Raw genomic sequence first — 20,014 nt, 5'->3', positions numbered from 1 at the left:
GCATTTGGGTAAAATGCTCGCCTGTTTCGCGGAGCCACCGATGCAAGACGACGACTTTTCCCTGTTCCAGGCCGAGCTGCGCGGCGTCAAGCCGATCAAGCACGACCGCGCCGATACCGGCAAACCCAAAACTGACCGTAAACAGTTCAACACCCTGCGCCAGGCTGCGACCATCAGCCAGGGCGAGATCAAGGTGGATGGCCTGTCTGATCAGTTCGTCATCGACGTGGGCGCCGAAGACCCGTTGTACTGGGCTGGTAACGGCGTGCAGGACGGCCAGATGCGCAAGCTCAAGCTGGGCCAGATCCCCTTCGACGGCAGCCTCGACCTGCACGGCATGAGCGTCGAGAAGGCGCGTGACACACTGTGGGAGTTTCTTGCCGAAGCCACCAAACTGGAGATCCGCTGCGTGCGCGTCACCCACGGCAAGGCGGTGCGCATGGACGGGCGCAAGCCGATGATCAAGAGCCACGTGAATACCTGGCTACGCCAGCACCCGCAAGTACTGGGCTTCAGCTCCTGCGTCGCCAAACACGGCGGTACTGGCGCGGTGTACATCATCCTCAAGCGCACCATGATGGATGGTCGCGACGAGTAATCAGAGAACCTGGCACTCTTGCCAGGCCCCTGTCGGCGCCCTACCCTGCGCCCATTCGATACCCAACAGGATTTTCCATGTCCCTGGAACAACAGTACACCGCGATCCTTGGCCAACTTGGCGAGGATGTTTCCCGCGAAGGCCTGCTGGACACGCCCAAGCGCGCCGCCAAGGCCATGCAGTACCTCTGCCGTGGCTACCAGCAGACGCTGGAAGAGGTCACCAATGGCGCGCTGTTCAGCTCCGACAACAGCGAGATGGTGCTGGTAAAGAACATCGAGCTGTACTCGCTGTGCGAGCATCACCTGCTGCCGTTTATCGGCAAGGCCCACGTCGCCTATATCCCTAACGGCAAGGTACTCGGCCTGTCCAAGGTGGCACGCATCGTCGACATGTACGCCCGCCGCCTGCAGATCCAGGAAAACCTCAGCCGACAGATCGCTGAAGCGGTCGAGCAGGTCACCGGTGCCCTCGGTGTGGCGGTGGTCATCGAAGCGCAGCACATGTGCATGATGATGCGCGGCGTGGAGAAGCAGAACTCCTCCATGGTCACCTCGGTGATGCTCGGCGAATTCCGCAGCAACCCGGCGACCCGCGGCGAATTCCTCAATCTGGTTCGCTGATTCCCGCTCAAGACGACGGCCGCTCACTTCGGTGAACGGCCTTCGCCGCTTAACGCAAAAGTCGCGTAGCAACGCCTTCCTCGATGACCCTTCTCCCTTCGGGAGAAGGTGGCGCGAAGCGCCGGATGAGGGTGGGCAGGCCGCAAAGATCATTTGGAGTGCCGCCCGCGGCATGCCCGTTCAGGAGTTAGAAAAATGTTGCTCAAAGCCCTTCGTATCGGCCTGGGTCAGCTCGTCGTGTTCGCCGACTGGGTCAGCCGTCCGCGCAAGCTCAAGCGCAGCCCCGAGGCGCAAGCCGAAGTCGAGCGTGCCACGGCCAATCTGGCGCTGTACCAGTTCCGCGCCTGCCCGTTCTGCGTCAAGGTGCGCCGCACCCTGCACCGCCTGAACCTGCCGGTGCAACTGCGCGACGCCAAGAACGACGCCGAACACCGGCAGGCACTGGAGCAGCACGGCGGCCGCATCAAGGTGCCGTGCCTGCGCATCGAGGAAAACGGTCAGAGCACCTGGCTGTACGAATCCAAGGCGATCATCGCCTATCTGGATCAGCGCTTCGCTGGCTGAAGCCGAGCTTTTCGTAGGAGCCGGATTACCGGCGATGTCTCCGTAAAGGATTGCCGGCAAGCCGGCTCCTACAGATTCAGAATCAACACCTGAACTTCGTCCAGGCCTGCAGGCTCTCGACGATCCGGCACTGGTTTTCGCGGCTGAAGCCGCCCCCACAAGATCGGCGTATCTTCGCCTGTTTCTGTAGGAGCGAGCTCTGCTCGCGAACAGCCTATTAGGGCTCGATACCGTAGACCTTGAGCTGGTCGAGGAACTGCGCTTCGTCCAGTACCTTCACCCCCAGCTCGCTAGCCTTGGCCAGCTTCGAACCGGCACCTGGCCCGGCCACCACGCAATGGGTCTTGGCCGATACCGAACCAGCCACCTTGGCGCCCAGGCTCTCCAGTTTTTCCTTGGCCACGTCGCGGCTCATCACTTCCAGGGTGCCGGTGAGCACCCAGGTCTGGCCGGCCAGGGGCAGGCCTTCAGCGACTTTCTTCTCGCTTTCCCAGTGCATGCCGAAATCGCGCAGTTGCTGCTCGATGGCGCGCGCCAGCTGGGCGTTTTCAGCACTGTCGAAGAACTCACGTACAGCCTTGGCCTGTTTCTCCGGCAGGGTCTGGCGCATGTCCAGCCAGTCGCCACCCAGCACACCCTCCAGGCTGCCGAAACGCTCCGCCAGCTTCTGCGCCGCTCCGGGGCCGACACTCGGAATATTCAGTTTGTCGAGCATGCCGCCGAGGGTGGCGACGGCCGAGAACTCGGCGCTCAGTTCGCCCTCCTCCTGCAGTTCGAGGCCGCATTCGCCCAACAAGGCGCTGATCACCTGCTGGTTATGCTCATCCTCGAAGAAGCTGTGGATCTCGTGCGCGACTTCCAGACCAATGTCCGGCAAGTAAGTGAGCACCTGTGGCAGCGCCTTGCGCACGCGCTCCAGCGAGGCCAGGGAGCGCGCCAGCACCTTGGCGGTTTCCTCGCCTACATCGGGAATACCCAGGGCGTAGATAAAGCGCGCCAGGGTCGGCCGCTTGCTGTCCCTGATGGCCGCCAGCAACTTGTTGCTGGACACCTCGGCGAAGCCTTCCAGACCAATGATCTGCTCGAAGGTCAGTTTGTACAGGTCGGCTGGCGACGCGATCAGCTTCTCGTCCACCAGTTGCTCGATAGTCTTGTCGCCGAGGCCTTCGATATCCATGGCTCGACGCGAGACGAAGTGGATGATCGCCTGCTTGAGCTGCGCCTGACAGCTCAGGCGACCGACGCAGCGATACACCGAGCCTTCGCTGAGCGACTCCTTGCCCTTGCTGCGCTTGACCAGTTGTGTGCGCTCCACCGCCGAGCCGCACACCGGGCATTGCTCGGGGATATGCACCGGGCGCGCATTATCCGGGCGACGCTCGGGCACCACCGCCATCACTTGCGGGATCACGTCGCCAGCACGGCGGATGATCACCGTGTCGCCGATCATCACGCCGAGGCGCGCCACTTCATCCATGTTGTGCAGGGTGGCGTTGGCCACTATCACACCGGCCACCTTGACCGGATTCAGACGCGCAACCGGCGTCACCGCACCAGTACGGCCGACCTGAAACTCCACGTCGAGCAGCTCGGTCAGCTCTTCCTGCGCCGGGAACTTGTGGGCGATGGCCCAGTGCGGCGTACGCGCACGGAAACCCAGTTGCTGCTGGTCCTCGATATTGTTGACCTTGAACACCACACCATCGATGTCATAGGCCAGGCTCATTCGGCGCTGACCGATGTCGCGGTAGTAATCCAGACAGGCCTCGACGCCCTTGGCCAGCTTCAGTTCGCGACTGATGGGCACGCCCCAGGATTTCAGCTGCTGCAGCATGGCCACCTGGGTGCCTGGCAGTTCGCCGCTGACCTGGCCGACGCCGTAGCAACAGAACTCCAGCGGGCGGCTGGCGGTGATTTTCGGGTCGAGCTGACGCAGGCTGCCGGCAGCGGCGTTACGTGGGTTGGCGAAAGTCTTGCCACCGATCTCAGCCTGGCGTGCATTGAGCTCCTCGAAGCCGGACTTGGGCATGAACACCTCACCACGCACTTCCAGCACTTGCGGCCAGCCTTCCCCTTGCAATTTGAGCGGCACGTTGCGGATGGTGCGCACGTTGCTGGTGATATCTTCGCCGGTGCTGCCATCGCCACGCGTAGCACCGCGCACCAACTGGCCATTCTCGTAACGCAGGCTGACGGCCAGGCCGTCGAGCTTGGGTTCGCAGCTGTACTCGATCTCGGCACCGCCGCCGAACAGATCACCGCCCGGCACGCCAAGGCCGTTCTGCACACTGCGGTCGAAGGCACGCAGGTCGTCTTCCTCGAAGGCATTGCCCAGGCTAAGCATCGGCACTTCGTGACGCACCTCGCCGAAGGCGCTGAGCGCCTCACCGCCGACGCGCTGGGTCGGGGATTCTGGTGTGACCAGCTCAGGGTGATCAGCTTCCAGCGCCTGCAGTTCGCGGAACAGGCGATCGTACTCGGCGTCGGGTACGCTCGGCTCGTCCAGCACGTAGTAACGGTAGTTGTGCGCGTCCAGTTCGTTGCGCAGTTCGGAAATACGTTGGGCGGCGTCGGTCATGCTCGGTCTCTCAAACGAAAAGAGCAGCCTCGGCTGCTCTTTTGCAATGCACTGATGTTTCAGCGTTTCTGGGTCAGCTGCCGACGCTCGAATTCAACGATGCGCTGGCGGTAATGCTCGATGGTCTGCGCGGTCATCACGCTGCGCTGGTCATCCTTCAGCTCGCCGCCCAGCTCGTGGGCCAGTTTGCGCGCGGCAGCGACCATCACGTCAAAGGCCTGCTTGGGATGACGCGGGCCGGGCAGACTGAGGAAGAAGCTAACAGCGCGGGTGCTGAAGCCTTCAATGTCGTCCAGATCGAAGGTGCCCGGCTTGAGAGCGTTGGCCATGGAGAACAGCACTTCGCCATTGCCAGCCATGCTTTCGTGGCGATGGAAAATATCCATCTCGCCGAAGCGCAGGCCACTTTCGAGAATGTTCTGCAGCAGCGCCGGGCCCTTGAAGCCGAAATCGTCGCGGGCGACCACGTTGATCACCAGCACCTCTTCCACCGGCGCAGCATCGGCAGCCGGTTTGGCGGCTTTCTTGGGTTCCTGGGGCTCATCATCGACCGGGTTGAGCAGAGTCGGTACCGGCTCATCGACGGCCAGATTGAGGTCGCCCTGTTGCGGCTCGTTGCGCTGACGACGCGGCAGGTCCTTGGCAGTCATCGACGGCAGTTCGTCTTCGTCCAGCTGCGGCTCGTGGTCGCGATTGACCACACGCGGCGGGCTGAGAAGGTCCGGGTCACTGTCGTCATCAGGCATGTTGGCGAAGCTGCGGTCGAGCTTGAACTTGAGCCTGCCCTTGCCACCGCGCATACGGCGCCAGCCGTCGAAAAGAATGCCAGCGATAACGATGATGCCAATAACGATCAGCCACTCGCGCAGACCGAATTCCATGAAATACCTGACCCTTAATAATTCTGGTGAAAAAAAGATCCAATCAACCGGATCACAACTCAACTATAAAACGCGACGCCAACTTGATGTTCTATCTGACGTTTTCCGCGTGTAACAAAAGTGGGCAATAAGCTAGCACGACGAAAGGCAACTTTACACAGGGAGCCACACAAGGTTTTGCCTATATTCAGTTAATCTCGCGGCGCTCTGCCATCACGCCTCCACCATCGCCAGCGCCTCCTCGACATCCACCGCCACCAGGCGCGAACAACCCGGCTCGTGCATGGTAACCCCCATCAGCTGATCGGCCATTTCCATGGCGATCTTGTTGTGGGTGATGTAGATGAACTGCACCGTGGCCGACATCTCCTTGACCAGCCGCGCATAGCGCCCAACGTTGGCGTCGTCCAGCGGTGCATCCACTTCGTCCAACATGCAGAACGGCGCCGGATTGAGCTGGAAGATGGAAAACACCAATGCCAAAGCGGTCAACGCTTTCTCTCCACCGGAGAGCAAATGAATGGTGCTGTTCTTCTTGCCCGGGGGCCGCGCCATGATGGTTACACCGGTATCGAGTAAATCTTCGCCGGTGAGTTCCAAATAAGCGTTGCCGCCACCGAAAACTTTTGGAAAGAGTGCCTGCAAACCGCGATTGATCTGATCGAAGGTGTCCTTGAAACGGTTGCGCGTTTCCTTGTCGATCTTGCGGATGACGTTCTCCAGGGTTTCCAGCGCCTCGACCAGATCGGCGTCCTGAGCATCCAGGTAGCGCTTGCGCTCGGACTGCTGCTGATACTCGTCGATAGCCGCCAGGTTGATCGGCCCGAGACGGGCAATACGCGCGGCCATGCGCTCCAGCTCTTCTTCCCAGGCGCTTTCCGTCGCCTCGGCCGGCAGCGTGGCGATCACCCCGTGCAGGTCGTAATTGTCCTCGGCGAGCTGGTCGGCCAGGGCCTTGCGCCGCACGTTGAGCGACTGCCAGTCCATGCGCTGTTGCTCCAGCTGGCTGCGCAGCAGTTGCGCCTGCTGCTCGGCCTGGGTACGGCGCTTCTCGGCATCACGCAGCTCACGATCGGCATCTTCCAGCGCCAACCGCGCCTGACGCAGCTCGTCGTCCACCGCCATGCGCCGCTCAAGCAGCTCTTCTAGCTTGATGCGCAGCTCTTCCAGCGGCGCCTCGCCCTCTTCCAGGTTCAGCGACAGTTGCTCGCGCCGCTCATGCAGACGCTCGGCCTGCATCTCCAGGCGCTCCAGCGCCTGACGAGTGGAATCGTGCTGCGCCTTGAGCGAACCGACACGCACCGCCAGCTGGTGCGCATGATCCTTGTGCTGGCGGGCTTCCTGACGTACGCGATCAAGGCGCTCGCGCAGGCTGTCACGGCTGGCCAGCAGGCTTTCGCGTTGCTCGTTATCCAGTGCCATGGCATCCAGTGCGTCCTGCAATTGCAGGCGCGACTCGCCCAGTTGTTCCTGCTCGATCTCGCGCTGCTCTGCGGCCTCCTGCAGTTCGTCCTGCAAGCGACGACGGCGCAGGCCCAACTGCTCGGCCTTGGCCTGGCTAGCGGACAGCTTTGCCTTCAGCTCGGCCAGCTGGCGCGCCAGTTCCTGGCCCTGACGGCGCTGCTGCTCGCGTTGCTCTTCTTGACGACGTTGATCATCGCGCAGCGCCAGCAGGCGTTCATCCAGCTGCGCCAGAGCCGCTTCGCGCTCCTCACGCTCCAGTTGCAGACGCTCAAGCTCCTGACCGCGCGCCAGCACGCCGCTGTCGGCTTCGGCGGCGCGGCGCACGCGCAGGAAGTGCCGGCCAACCCAGTAGCCGTCGCGACTGATCAGGCTTTCGCCGTCCGCCAGTTGCGCACGGGCAGCCAACGCCTGCTCCAGAGACTCCACCGGTCGTACACCGGCCAACCAGGGCGACAGGTCGTGGCTCGACTCGACCTTGTCAAGCAGACTGCCGGCGCGGCGGGCACCACCCGAAGCCGGGTTGGCCAAGCGCAGCTCGCCCTGCTCCAGCGCGGAGAAATCCAGGCCGACGAAATCATCCAGCAGCACGGCCTGCAGGTCAGCACCGAGCACGGTTTCCACCGCTAGCTCCCAACCGGACTCGACGCGCAGGCCTTCGGCCAGACGCGGACGCTGCAGCAGGTTCTGCTCGCGCAGCCACTCACCAGCGCCCTGCCCCGGATCGAGCGCAGCCTGTTGCAGCGCTTCCAGCGAGGCCAGGCGACCGTTCAGCCGTTGCAGCTCGCCTTGCGCCTGCTGCTGGGCCTGACCGGCCTGCTGCAGTTCCTCGCGCAGGTGCTGCAGGCGCTCGGCCTGCTGTTCTTCGGCCAGTTGCAGCGCTTCATGCTCCAACTCACCGGCAGCGAGCTGTTCGTTCAATTCGAGAATAGTGGCGTCTTCGGGATCGGCCACCAGTTGCTGCAGTTCTTCGTTGAGACGGCGCTGGCGTTCGGCCAGACGCTCCAGGCTCTGTTCCAGCTGGGCGATGCGCGATTGCTGCACCTCGGCCTGGCGGCGCGGTTCAGCGCTGCGCTGGTTGAAACCGTCCCACTGTTCCTGCCAGCCGTGCATGGCGGCTTCGGCCTCTTCCAGACTGGCGGCGGATTCCTCCGCAGCAGCGGCGGTCATCTCTTGCTCGGGCAGTAGCATCTCCAGCTCTTCACCCAGAGTGGCAAGCAGAGTGCGGTCGTGCCCCAGGTGCGATTCGGTTTCCAGGCGTGCCTTTTCCGCTTCGCGCAGGTCATCCTGCAATTGGCGCAGGCGCTGCTGGCCGTGCTGGATGCTCTGCTCGACGCGGGCGATATCGCCGCCCACGGAATAGAAGCGGCCCTGCACCAGGTTGAAGCGCTCGGAGAGTTCATGGTGACCGTCGCGCAGGCGCTCGATGCTGGCATCGACGCTGCGCTGTTCGGCCACCAGGGCCTCGAAGGCCACCTCCTGGTCGCCGATCACCTGCTCGCGGCTGCCCACCTGCTGGTTCAGCCCCTGCCAGCGCAGTGCCAGCAGTTGTGCCTTGAGCTGGCGCTCCTCGGCCTTGTATTCCTGATACTTCTCCGCCGCCTGGGCCTGACGATGCAGGCGTTCGAGCTGGCGCTCCAGCTCTTCACGCAGGTCAGTCAGACGTGCCAGGTTTTCCTGCGTGCGGCGGATGCGGTTCTCGGTCTCGCGGCGGCGCTCCTTGTACTTGGAGATGCCGGCGGCTTCCTCGATGAAGTTGCGCAGCTCCTCGGGCTTGGCCTCGATCAGCTTGCTGATCATGCCCTGTTCGATGATCGAGTAGCTGCGTGGCCCCAAGCCGGTGCCGAGGAAGATATCGGTGATATCGCGGCGGCGGCACTTGGTGCCGTTGAGGAAATAGGTGTTCTGCCCGTCGCGGGTCACCCGGCGGCGAATGGAAATCTCGGCGAAGGCGGCGTATTCACCCACCAGCGAGTTGTCGCTGTTGTCGAAGATCAGCTCGATCGAGGCCTGGGTCACCGGCTTGCGCGTGTTGGAGCCGTTGAAGATGACGTCGGTCATCGACTCGCCACGCAGGTTCTTCGCCGAGCTTTCGCCCATCACCCAACGCACGGCGTCGATGATGTTCGACTTGCCGCAACCATTGGGCCCGACCACCGCCGCCATGTTGCTGGGAAAGCTTACCGTCGTCGGATCGACGAAGGACTTGAAGCCCGCCAGCTTGATGCTCTTCAGGCGCATCTGGGCTTATCGCTCGGCCAAAGTCGCCAGCACCAGCTGGCAGTTGTGCTCACCATAGGACTGCAGCACCTCGCGGGCACTCACTGGGTCGCGGGCGATGATCGCCTGCAGCAGGCTGGCGAAGGTATTCATGAACTGGCCCATCTCGCCTTTGCGCCGCTCCAGCGCCAGGTGGTAGGTGCGGCTGATGGCCGGCAGCAGATTCTCCAGGGTTTCCTGTAGATAGGGGTTGTCGGCGAAGGGAAAGGCGGCGCGCATCACGTCGAAGCTGTTCTCGACAAAGGCGCTGATATCGTCGCGCTCGAGGCTGTCCTGCAGGCGATTTTTGATCTCGATGAACGGCGCCAGATCGGACTCCACCTGCCAGCGTTCGATCACCGCGCGGGCCAGCATGGCGTAAAGCTCGATGCTCAGCGCATAGAGGCTGGTGACGTGGTGCGGGGTCAGTTCGCTGACCTGGGCACCGCGGCGCGGCAGGATCACGATCAGGTGGCGGCGCTCGAGAATGAGCAGCGCTTCGCGTACCGAACCACGACTGACGTTAAGGGCCTGGGTGACTTTCTGCTCCTGAATGCGCTCACGTTCCTTGAGCTCACCGCGAATGATGCGCTCGGCCAGGTAATGCGCAATTTGCTCGGCGAGGCTGTCCAGGGCCTTGAACGTCATGACATTCCTTATTTACGTCGATCCAGGGGCAGGCGGTCGAGTCTGAGAGCCCCGCCACGGCTGGGCGGGAGCAAGAAAATCTGGCGGCGAGTGTAACACAGGGCGCATCCGGGCCAAGCGTACGGCATGACACTTGCTGCACGAATCTCGGAGCGCCCTGCAGGGCGGAAGCCATCAAGCAGAATGGCCAGTCTCACGGATCATACTGCCAAAAATAGACTGACTTTCAGGTCAGAAATTTATTGACCCAAAAGTCAGAAAACCCTAGATTGCCTCCATGACCAATCTCGCCCGGACCTTGCAGTGCACGCAGATCACCCGGCGAGCCAACGATTCATAACAATAAAATGCCTGGAGGTCGTCCTTGATCCAGTTTTTACTCAACCGGGAGCTGCGCACAGAGCATGCCCTGGACCCCAACGTCACCGTGCTCAATTACCTGCGTGAGCACGTCGGCAAAACCGGAACCAAGGAAGGCTGCGCCTCCGGCGACTGCGGTGCCTGCACCGTGGTGGTGGGCGAGCTCGAGGGCGAGCGCGTACGCTATCGCACCCTCAATTCCTGCCTGACCTTCGTTTCCAGCCTGCATGGCAAGCAACTGATCACCGTCGAAGACCTCAAACACCAGGGCAAGCTGCACAGCGTGCAGCAGGCTATGGTCGACTGCCATGGCTCGCAGTGTGGCTTCTGCACCCCCGGCTTCATCATGTCGTTGTTCGCCCTGCAAAAGAACCGGGCCGCGTCAGGCGCCACCGGGTACGACAAGGGCCAAACCATGGAAGCTCTGGCCGGCAACCTGTGCCGCTGCACTGGCTACCGCCCGATCATCGACGCCGCTGAACAGGCCTGCTGCCAGAAGCAGCCGGATCAATTCGATGCCTTCGAACGCGACACCGTGGCCCGACTCAAGTCCATCGCTCCGCGCGAGACGGCCGAGCTCAATAGCGGTGACAAACGCTGCCTGGTACCGCTGACCGTGGCCGACCTGGCCGACCTCTACGCCGCCAACCCTGAGGCACGCCTGCTCGCTGGAGGCACCGACCTGGCCCTGGAAGTCACCCAGTTCCACCGTGAATTGCCGGTGATGATCTACGTCGGCCATATCGAAGACATGAAGCGCATCGAGGTGACCGACAGCTCCATCGAAATCGGCGCTGCCGCCGCCCTGTCCGACTGCTACGAAGCGCTGTCGCGCGAATACCCGGACTTCGGCGAATTGCTGCACCGCTTCGCCTCGCTGCAGATTCGCAACCAGGGTACCCTGGGCGGCAACATCGGCAACGCCTCGCCCATCGGCGACGCCCCACCGCTGCTGATCGCCCTCGGCGCGCAGATTGCCCTGCGCCAGGGCAACACCCGTCGCATCCTGCCACTGCAGGACTACTTCCTCGATTACAAGGTGACTGCCCGTCAGGAAGCCGAATTCATCGAGAAGATCATTGTGCCGCGTGCCCAGGCCAACCAGGCGTTCCGCGCCTACAAGGTGTCCAAGCGCCTGGACGACGACATCTCCGCCGTCTGCGCCGCCTTCAACCTGACCATCGAAGAGGGTGTGGTCACCGAAGCCTGTATCGCCTTCGGCGGCATGGCCGCCATTCCCAAACGCGCCAGCGCCTGCGAAGCGGCCCTGGTCGGTTCGGCCTGGTATCCGGGCGTGATCGAAGGCGCCTGCAACGCGCTGGCTGAGGACTTCACCCCGCTGTCGGATTTCCGCGCCAGCAAGGAATACCGCCTGCTCACTGCCCAGAACCTGCTGCGCAAGTTCTTCCTCGAGCAGCAGTCGCCCGAGATCGAAACCCGGGTTACCGCCTACGCGTAAGCGTGCAGTGAATTGATACGCCGCCGGCGCACCCGGCGGCATGCGAAGTTTTGGAGACGAAGATGTCCAGTCATATCGAACACAAATCTCAGGAAGAGCTGGCCGCCCTGTTCCGCGCCGGCATGACCAGCGGCGTCGGCCGCAGCGTCAAGCATGAGAGCGCGGACAAGCACGTGTCCGGCGAAGCGGTCTATGTCGATGACCGCCTGGAATTCCCCAATCAATTGCACGTCTACGCGCGCCAGTCTGATCGCGCCCATGCGCGCATCCTGCGCATCGACACCAGCCCCTGCTACGAGATTCCAGGCGTGGCCATCGCCATCACCAAGGATGACGTACCGGGCCAACTGGATATCGGCCCGGTGGTCGCCGGTGACCCGCTGTTGGCCGACGGCAAGGTCGAGTACGTTGGCCAGGTGGTGCTGGCAGTAGCCGCCGACAGCCTGGAAACCGCACGCAAGGCGGCCATGGCTGCCATCGTCGAGTACGAGGACCTGGAGCCAGTACTCGATGTGGTCGACGCCTACCGCAAAAAGCATTTCGTGCTCGCCAGCCACACCCATCGCATCGGCGATTCGGCCAGCAAGCTGGCCAGCGCCCCGCGCCGCCTGCAGGGCACCCTGCATATCGGTGGCCAGGAACACTTCTACCTGGAAACCCAGATTTCCTCGGTGATGCCCACTGAAGACGGCGGCATGCTGGTCTACACCTCGACGCAGAACCCCACTGAAGTGCAGAAGCTGGTTGCCGAGGTGCTCGGCGTGCCGATGAACAAGATCGTCATCGACATGCGCCGCATGGGCGGCGGCTTCGGCGGCAAGGAAACCCAGGCAGCCGGCCCGGCGTGCCTGTGCGCAGTGATCGCGCACCTCACCGGCCGACCGACCAAAATGCGCCTGCCGCGCATGGAAGACATGAGCATGACCGGCAAGCGTCACCCCTTCTACGTGGAGTACGACGTCGGCTTCGATGACGACGGATTGCTGCACGGCATCGAGATGGACCTGGCCGGCAACTGCGGCTATTCGCCGGACCTGTCCGGCTCCATCGTCGACCGCGCCATGTTCCACTCGGACAACGCCTACTTCCTCGGCAACGCCACCATTAATGGTCATCGCTGCAAGACCAACACCGCCTCGAACACTGCCTACCGCGGCTTCGGCGGCCCGCAGGGCATGGTTGCCATCGAGGAAGTGATGGACGCCGTCGCGCGCAGCCTGGGCAAGGACCCGCTGGAAGTGCGCAAGCTCAACTACTACGGCAAGACCGAGCGCAACGTCACCCACTACCACCAGACCGTGGAGCACAACGTCATCCACGAGATGACCGCCGAGCTGGAGGAAAGCGCCGAGTACGCCAAGCGCCGCCGCGAAATCATCGATTTCAACCAGAAAAGTCCGGTGCTGAAGAAAGGCCTGGCTATGACTCCGGTGAAATTCGGCATCAGCTTCACCGCCACCTTCCTCAACCAGGCTGGCGCGCTGATCCATATCTACACCGACGGTTCGATCCACCTGAACCACGGCGGCACCGAGATGGGCCAGGGCCTCAACACCAAGGTGGCGCAGGTCGTCGCCGAGGTATTCCAGGTCGATATCGAGCGCATCCAGATCACCGCCACCAACACCGACAAGGTGCCCAATACCTCGCCGACCGCAGCCTCCAGCGGCGCCGACCTCAACGGCATGGCGGCGAAGAACGCGGCCGAGACCATCAAGCAGCGTCTGGTGGACTTCCTGGTGCGCGAGTACAAGGTCACCCCGGAGGACGTCGAATTCCGCAACGGGCAGGTGCGCGTGCGTGATCACTTCCTGTCGTTCGAAGAGATGATCCAGAAGGCCTACTTCGGCCAGGTCTCGCTGTCGTCGACCGGCTTCTACCGCACCCCGAAGATTTACTACGATCGCGACAAGGCAGCCGGCCGCCCCTTCTACTACTACGCCTACGGCGTGGCCTGCGTGGAAGTGCTGGTGGACACCCTGACCGGCGAATACCGCATGTTGCGCGGCGACATCCTGCATGACGTCGGCGACTCGCTGAACCCGGCCATCGACATCGGCCAGGTCGAAGGCGCCTTCGTCCAGGGCATGGGCTGGCTGACCACCGAAGAGCTGGTGTGGAACGCCAAGGGCAAGCTGATGACCTGCGGCCCGGCCAGCTACAAGATCCCGGCCATCGCCGACATGCCCATCGACCTGCGCGTGAAGCTGGTGGAAAACCGCAAGAATCCGGAAGACACCGTGTTCCACTCCAAGGCCGTGGGCGAGCCGCCCTTCATGCTCGGCATCGCCGCCTGGTGCGCGCTGAAGGACGCCGTGGCCAGCCTGGCGGACTACAAGGTGCAGCCGCAGATTGACGCCCCGGCCACCCCTGAGCGCGTGCTCTGGGGCGTGGAGCAGATGCGCAAGCTGAAACAAGCCAGAACAAGCGCCGTCGAAATGGAAACGGCCGGAGCGTAGGGTGGGCCGGGCGGCGCTCCGCTTCAGCCCACCAACATCAACGGGGAGTATTGGTGGGCTAAAGCCCACCCTACTTCCCCCCCCAAACCACGGTGTACAACAATGACAAAACACACCGAACCGAATAATCCACCCGCTCGCCCGACGCCGGAGCCGATTCTGGCCCCGTCGCCGAGCAACTGGCGCCTGCCGCGCCCGGGGCAGACCACGCCTTCCTGGAGGCTGAGCAAATGAGCTGGATCAGTGCCCTCGCCGAGCTGCTGGAAAAAGGTGAGCCCTGCGTGCTGGTGACCATCATCGAAGAACGCGGCTCGACGCCGCGTAATGCCGGTTCGAAGATGGTGGTCACCGCCGAACGCATCTTCGAGACCATCGGCGGCGGCCATCTGGAATACAAGGCCATGGAAATGGCGCGCGAGATGCTCGCCAGCCGTAGCCAGGACACTCGCCTGGAGCGTTTCTCCCTCGGCGCCAGCCTGGGCCAGTGCTGCGGCGGCGCCACCGTGCTGCTGTTCGAGCCCATGGGTCAGCCGCAGGCGCAGATCGCCGTGTTCGGCGCCGGCCACGTCGGCCGCGCGCTGGTACCGCTGCTCGCCAGCCTGCCGTGCAAGGTGCGCTGGATCGACTCGCGGGAAAACGAATTCCCCGAGCAGATACCGGCCGGCGCGGAGAAGATCGTCAACGATGAAGTGGTCGATGAAGTGGAGAACATGCCGCCCGGCAGCTATTACATCGTCATGACCCACAACCATCAGCTCGACCTTGAACTGACCGCGGCCATCCTCAAACGTGGCGACTTCGCCTACTACGGCCTGATCGGCTCGAAGACCAAGCGCGTCAAGTTCGAGCACCGCCTGCGCGAGCGCGGTTTCGCCGAGGACTCGATGGCGCGCATGCGCTGCCCGATGGGTCTGCCCGAGGTGAAGGGCAAGCTGCCGGTGGAAATCGCCGTGTCCATCGCCGGCGAAGTGATCGCCACCTACAACGCGACCTTCGGCCAAGAGGTGAAGAAAGGCGAGTCCAGCGTCGCCAAGCTGATGCCTAATTCGCGGCGCGCCCAGTAGGGTGCGCCGCGCGCACCAAGAACACCGTATTGCCTGTGGTGCGCACAGCGCACCCTACGCACTACCTGCCCCAATCGAGACGTAATAGATGACTACCAACACCAAAGCCTATCGCGCCGCCATCCTGCACAGCCTTGCCGACCCGGCCGTCGTCGGCGTCGAGCAGTCCTACCAGTATTTCGAGGACGGCATCCTGCTGATCGAGAACGGCAAGGTCGCCCAGGTCGGCGAAGCTTCCGAATTGCTACCGAAGCTGACCGGCGTCGAGATCCAGCAATACCGCGACGCGCTGATCACCCCCGGTTTCATCGACACCCATATCCACTACCCACAGACCGGCATGATCGCCTCCTACGGCGAGCAGTTGCTGGACTGGCTCAATACCTACACCTTCCCCACCGAGAAACAGTTCGAAGACAAGGCGCACGCCGCCGAGGTCGCGGACATTTTCCTCAAGGAACTGCTGCGTAACGGCACCACGACTGCGCTGGTGTTCGGCAGCGTGCATCCGCAATCGGTGGACGCCTTCTTCGAAGCGGCGCAGAAGCTCGACCTGCGCATGATCGCCGGCAAGGTGATGATGGATCGCAACGCCGCGGACTACCTGACCGATACCGCCGAATCCGGCTATGCCGAGAGCAAGGCGCTGATCGAGCGCTGGCATGGCAAGGGCCGCCTGCACTACGCCGTCACCCCCCGCTTCGCTCCCACCAGCACGCCGGAGCAACTGGATCTGGCCGGCAAGCTGTTCGGCGAGTATCCCGACCTGTACATGCACACCCATATCTCGGAGAACAAGGCCGAAGTGGCCTGGGTCAAGGAACTGTTCCCGGCACGCAAGGGCTATCTGGACGTCTACGACCACCACAAGCTGATCGGCCCGCGCGCGGTGTTCGCTCATGGCGTGCACCTGTGCGACGACGAGTGCAAGCGCCTGGCCGAGACCGGCTCGGCTGTCGCCTTCTGCCCGACCTCCAACCTGTTCCTGGGTAGCGGCCTGTTCGACCTGAACAAGCTGGAAGAACATGGCGTGCGCGTCGGTCTCGGCACCGACGTCGGTGCCGGCACCAGCTTCAGCCAGCTGCAATCACTGAACGAGGCGTACAAGATCATGCAGTTGCAGGGCAAGAAGCTTGATCCGTTCAAGTCGCTGTACCTGGCCACCCTAGGCGGCGCCAACGCGCTGTATCTGGACGACAAGCTGGGCAACTTCCTGCCAGGCAAGGACGCCGATTTCTTGGTGCTGGACTACAACGCCACGCCGCTGATCAGTTACCGCATGCAGCAGGCCAAGAGCCTGGAAGAACGCCTGTTCGCCCTGACCATGCTTGGCGATGACCGCACCGTGAAAGAGACCTTCGCCGCCGGTGTATCGGTGCACCAGCGCGATTGAAGACGACGATCTACGCACCTCGTAGAAGGGGATTTATCCGCGATCAGGCTGTAGGCATGCTTGAAAGCTTCGCGGCTGAAGCCGCTCCTACACAAACGTGCCCTGCCTCAGCCACATAGTCTCCCCAACCAAAAAGCCCCGAGGCGCGAGCATCGGGGCTTTCTTATTACACGCAGTCGGTCAGCGATTAGCAGCGCTGCGGCCGGTTTTCTTCTTGGTCTGAAGCAGGTGGGAGAACACTGCATGCAGGTCGTCGGAGGCGCTTTCCTCGTCCAGGTTCAGCTTGCTGTCGATGTGATCCATGTGATGCATCATCAGGTGCACCGCACGCTCGGCATCGCGCGCTTCAATAGCGTCGATCAGTTGATTGTGTTCGTCGTAGGAGCAATGCGAGCGGCTGCCGCTTTCGTACTGGGCGATGATCAGCGAGGTCTGCGACACCAGGCTGCGCTGGAAGCTTACCAGCGGCGCGTTGCGTGCAGCCTCGGCCAGCTTCAGGTGGAACTCGCCGGACAGGCGAATACCTGCGCCCCGGTCACCACGCGAGAAGCTGTCTTGTTCGTCCTTGACCATCTGCCGTAGCTCAGCCAGTTGCTCAGCGGTGGCGTGCTCGACGGCCAGCTCGGTGATGGCGCGCTCGACCAAACGACGCGCATAGAAGATCTGCCGCGCTTCTTCGACGCTCGGGCTGGCCACTACCGCACCGCGGTTCGGGCGCAGCAACACCACACCCTCGTGGGCCAAACGTGACAAGGCGCGACGAATGATGGTGCGACTGACGCCGAAGATCTCACCCAACGCCTCCTCGCTAAGCTTGGTGCCAGGCGCCAGGCGCTGTTCGAGAATGGCATCGAAGATGTGGGCATATACGACATCGTCCTGAGTCCCGCTGCGGCTGCTTTTGCCCACGCGCGGCTGCTTCTTTAGAGGCTGCAATTGATCGTTCATTCTGGCTCGCGTCAATGAGAGTCGGCGACACTGCGACTCTACTGTGTTCTACCCGGTAGCTGACAAGCTCCGAGCGAAAAAACATCAGAAAAAATTGAGGTAATTGTACACAAGTCACCCAGCCATCACACCACTCGTTGTACGACGTCGCAGCTGAGCATCGTCCGAACCTCAGCCATGGCTCAACCCAGAACAACAAATTTTTTCCTTATATACAGCCGCCCTCTCAGTTCATTAGTGGCTAAGGACCCGCTCAGGTCGCCACACCGACGCTCGATCGGTTACTGCCACCGATCACGCAATAAACATATCTTATTGTTTTATATGAATTTTATTTAAATACCCGAAAGGATTTTCGCCAAATCCGCTCGCTTCTCAATCCGCGCGATCGACTGGTGCGATTAATGAAAAACTAAAAACATTAATTGCATTTTTTGTATACAACATCATAATCGCGCCTGAGTAGCTTCTTGACCGATAGGTCAACAACTTAGCCAGGAAGCACCGTCGAAAACACCGCCTGCCTCAGAGAGCATTGTTCATGTGCAACGCTCTGGGCGGTACACAACAAGAGAGATGAGGAGTACCCGCTGTGGAAAGCGTCAAACAAGAACAACACGCGAATCAACTGGCAAGCAGTGGTCTGCTCGACCGTTTCTTCAAACTGACCGAGCACCGCACCACCATCAAGACTGAGCTGCTGGCCGGCCTGACGACCTTCGTCACCATGGCCTACATCATCTTCGTCAACCCCAACATCATGGCTACCGCGGGCATCGATCATGGCGCGGCCTTCGTCGCCACCTGCATCGGTGCGGCGCTGGGCTGCTTCCTCATGGGCCTGTACGCCAACTGGCCGGTCGGCCTGGCGCCGGGTATGGGCCTGAATGCCTTCTTCACCTACACCGTCGTCGGCGAGATGGGTTACAGCTGGGAGATCGCACTGGGCGCCGTATTCATCTCCGGCGTGCTGTTCATGATCATGAGCCTGTCGAAGATCCGCGAGTGGCTGCTCAACAGCATTCCGATGAGTCTGCGCTTCGCCATGGGTGCCGGGGTCGGCCTGTTCCTCGGCCTGATCGGTCTGAAGACTGCCGGCATCGTTGTCGACAGCCCAGCTACCCTGCTGACCATGGGCTCGTTCGGCAACCCATCGGCGCTGCTTGCCGCTGTGTGCTTCCTGCTGATCGCCGTGCTCAGCCACCGCAACGTGTTCGGCGCCATTCTCTTCAGCATGCTCGGCGTCACCGCCATCGGCTGGACCATGGGCCTGGTGGAGTACGGCGGCCTGGTGTCGATGCCGCCGAGCCTGGCGCCGACCTTCCTGGCCATGGACATTGCCGGCGCGTTCAACGTGGCGATGATCAGTGTGATCCTGGCCTTCCTGTTCGTGAACATGTTCGACACCGCCGGCACCCTGATGGGTGTGGCACACCGCGCCAACCTGGTTGACGAGGACGGCAAGATCCAGAACCTGTCCAAGGCGCTGAAAGCCGACTCCACTTCCAGCGTCGTCGGTGCCGTGGTTGGTTGCCCGCCGGTGACCAGCTATGTTGAGAGCGCCGCAGGCGTCGCCGCTGGCGGTCGCACCGGCCTGACCGCCATCACCGTCGGCTTCCTGTTCCTCGCCGCGATGTTCTTCGCCCCACTGGCCGGCATGATCCCCGCCTACGCCACCGCCGGCGCACTGATCTACGTGGCGATGCTGATGATGAGCGGCATGGCGCACATCGACTGGAAAGACCATACCGACACAATCCCGGCCATCGTCACCGTGGTGATGATGCCGTTGACCTTCTCCATCGCCAACGGCATCGCCCTGGGCTTTCTGACCTATGCCACGCTGAAGCTGCTGACCGGCCAGGCCAACAAGGTGTCGCTGAGCCTGTATGCCCTGTGCATCATCTTCATCGCCAAGTTCGCCTTCCTCTGACGGCTAACACCAGGCGCTGAACGCCACCCCGGGCGTCCGGCGCTGATGGATGAAACCGCCAGCTCAGCTATCGCGCCTTCAACGCCTGGGCCAACCGCCTGGCCTGGACGTTCAAAGCCGCGGCGTCGGCCATGACGACGTGGTCGCAGTGATGCTGGAGAACCGCCTGGAATTACTGACGCCCCTAGCTGCGCTGAGCAAGCTCGGTGTGATCAGCGCCCTAATCAACATCCCTTTTGAGCTACTGCTTGAACTCGAACTGCAGCTCGGCGCCTTCGATGGAATCCCAGTAGTCGTCCACTCGCTCGTTGCTGATCAGCCGACCGCTGATCTGGAACGGGCTCTGGACTTCGGGTTTCTCGCCAAACAGCGGCGGCAGCACCGGCGAGAGCTCCTCGCGGGTTTCGCTTTCCAGTGCCTGCTCGAACAGCTCCTGCGGCACGCTCAGATCCAGCGCCAGTTTCGAATCGGGCTCGGCAGGCTTGGGTTGTGGTGCCGCAGCAGGCTTGGGCTTCGCGGCAACAGGCGGTTTGGCAGGAGGCACGGGCTTGCTTTCGGCCACCTTGGCAGGCGGCGCAGGTTCGACAGGCTCGGGCTTGGCAACCTCGACAACGGGCGCAGGTTCAGGCGTGGCGACCACTGCGGGCTCAGGTGCAGGCTGCTGCGCAACAGGCTCAGGCTCACGCTCACAGGCGCTCAGCCAACCCAGGCACAGCAATAGAAGAATGGACTTACGCATCATGGGACAAGGATAGCTCGATCAGTAACGCGCCCATGCTCCTCCGC

General features: G+C 62.3%; 14 protein-coding genes and 1 pseudogene. 9 read left to right on the top strand and 6 right to left on the bottom strand.

Annotation, left to right across the window (positions count from 1 at the left end; genetic code table 11):
• Positions 1 to 40 precede the first annotated feature (40 nt).
• The 3 genes from AAEQ75_RS17665 (at position 41) to AAEQ75_RS17655 (ending at position 1,785) form a co-directional block, all read left to right on the top strand.
• Complete coding sequence (locus AAEQ75_RS17665; RefSeq protein ID WP_143506300.1) at positions 41 to 598, top strand: Smr/MutS family protein; 558 nt, start codon at positions 41 to 43, stop codon at positions 596 to 598.
• Between the two features lie 77 nt (positions 599 to 675).
• Positions 676 to 1,221, top strand: coding sequence for a GTP cyclohydrolase I FolE (folE, locus tag AAEQ75_RS17660; RefSeq protein ID WP_074680367.1), 546 nt, complete (start codon positions 676 to 678; stop codon positions 1,219 to 1,221).
• Positions 1,222 to 1,416: 195 nt separating this feature from the next.
• The gene (locus tag AAEQ75_RS17655) at positions 1,417 to 1,785 is read left to right on the top strand and encodes a glutaredoxin family protein (RefSeq protein ID WP_343349940.1); all 369 of its coding nucleotides are present in this window, start codon (positions 1,417 to 1,419) and stop codon (positions 1,783 to 1,785) included.
• 217 nt (positions 1,786 to 2,002) lie between these two features.
• Here the strand turns inward: AAEQ75_RS17655 and ligA are convergent, their stop codons facing one another.
• The 4 genes from ligA to AAEQ75_RS17635 all read right to left on the bottom strand — a co-directional run bounded on the left by ligA (position 2,003) and on the right by AAEQ75_RS17635 (position 9,612).
• Entirely contained in the window at positions 2,003 to 4,363 is a 2,361-nt protein-coding gene (ligA, locus tag AAEQ75_RS17650) for an NAD-dependent DNA ligase LigA (protein WP_343349939.1), read from the bottom strand.
• A 59-nt stretch (positions 4,364 to 4,422) separates the two neighbouring features.
• Positions 4,423 to 5,244: a cell division protein ZipA gene (gene zipA / locus AAEQ75_RS17645; protein ID WP_343349938.1), complete on the bottom strand. Its 822-nt coding sequence runs from the start codon at positions 5,242 to 5,244 to the stop codon at positions 4,423 to 4,425.
• Between the two features lie 213 nt (positions 5,245 to 5,457).
• Positions 5,458 to 8,946 (bottom strand): chromosome segregation protein SMC, encoded by a 3,489-nt coding sequence (smc, locus tag AAEQ75_RS17640; RefSeq protein ID WP_343349937.1) that lies wholly within the window; start codon positions 8,944 to 8,946, stop codon positions 5,458 to 5,460.
• 6 nt (positions 8,947 to 8,952) lie between these two features.
• Positions 8,953 to 9,612, bottom strand: coding sequence for a GntR family transcriptional regulator (locus AAEQ75_RS17635; RefSeq protein ID WP_256835247.1), 660 nt, complete (start codon positions 9,610 to 9,612; stop codon positions 8,953 to 8,955).
• Between the two features lie 364 nt (positions 9,613 to 9,976).
• Between AAEQ75_RS17635 and xdhA the strand changes: the two genes are divergently transcribed.
• The 4 genes from xdhA (at position 9,977) to guaD (ending at position 16,347) form a co-directional block, all read left to right on the top strand.
• Complete coding sequence (gene xdhA / locus AAEQ75_RS17630; RefSeq protein ID WP_343349936.1) at positions 9,977 to 11,431, top strand: xanthine dehydrogenase small subunit; 1,455 nt, start codon at positions 9,977 to 9,979, stop codon at positions 11,429 to 11,431.
• 62 nt (positions 11,432 to 11,493) lie between these two features.
• The gene (gene xdhB / locus AAEQ75_RS17625) at positions 11,494 to 13,890 is read left to right on the top strand and encodes a xanthine dehydrogenase molybdopterin binding subunit (RefSeq protein WP_343349935.1); all 2,397 of its coding nucleotides are present in this window, start codon (positions 11,494 to 11,496) and stop codon (positions 13,888 to 13,890) included.
• Positions 13,891 to 14,120: 230 nt separating this feature from the next.
• Positions 14,121 to 14,954 (top strand): xanthine dehydrogenase accessory protein XdhC, encoded by an 834-nt coding sequence (xdhC, locus tag AAEQ75_RS17620; RefSeq protein ID WP_343349933.1) that lies wholly within the window; start codon positions 14,121 to 14,123, stop codon positions 14,952 to 14,954.
• An 88-nt stretch (positions 14,955 to 15,042) separates the two neighbouring features.
• On the top strand, positions 15,043 to 16,347 hold the full coding sequence (gene guaD, locus AAEQ75_RS17615) for a guanine deaminase (protein WP_343349932.1): 1,305 nt from the start codon (positions 15,043 to 15,045) through the stop codon (positions 16,345 to 16,347).
• Between the two features lie 180 nt (positions 16,348 to 16,527).
• Here the strand turns inward: guaD and AAEQ75_RS17610 are convergent, their stop codons facing one another.
• On the bottom strand, positions 16,528 to 17,295 hold the full coding sequence (locus tag AAEQ75_RS17610; protein ID WP_343349930.1) for a GntR family transcriptional regulator: 768 nt from the start codon (positions 17,293 to 17,295) through the stop codon (positions 16,528 to 16,530).
• Positions 17,296 to 17,887: 592 nt separating this feature from the next.
• Between AAEQ75_RS17610 and AAEQ75_RS17605 the strand changes: the two genes are divergently transcribed.
• Together AAEQ75_RS17605 and AAEQ75_RS17600 are read left to right on the top strand one after the other, a co-directional pair.
• Positions 17,888 to 19,228, top strand: coding sequence for an NCS2 family permease (locus AAEQ75_RS17605; protein WP_343349929.1), 1,341 nt, complete (start codon positions 17,888 to 17,890; stop codon positions 19,226 to 19,228).
• 27 nt (positions 19,229 to 19,255) lie between these two features.
• Positions 19,256 to 19,457 (top strand): annotated as a pseudogene (locus AAEQ75_RS17600) (AMP-binding protein); the annotation flags it as partial.
• A gap of 12 nt (positions 19,458 to 19,469) precedes the next feature.
• Here the strand turns inward: AAEQ75_RS17600 and AAEQ75_RS17595 are convergent.
• Positions 19,470 to 19,970: a hypothetical protein gene (locus tag AAEQ75_RS17595; protein ID WP_343349928.1), complete on the bottom strand. Its 501-nt coding sequence runs from the start codon at positions 19,968 to 19,970 to the stop codon at positions 19,470 to 19,472.
• Between the last annotated feature and the right edge of the window lie 44 nt (positions 19,971 to 20,014).

The sequence above is a fragment of the Pseudomonas sediminis genome (assembly GCF_039555755.1).
Lineage (GTDB): Bacteria > Pseudomonadota > Gammaproteobacteria > Pseudomonadales > Pseudomonadaceae > Aquipseudomonas > Aquipseudomonas mendocina_D.
This window is presented reverse-complemented; position numbering and strand designations above follow the sequence as displayed.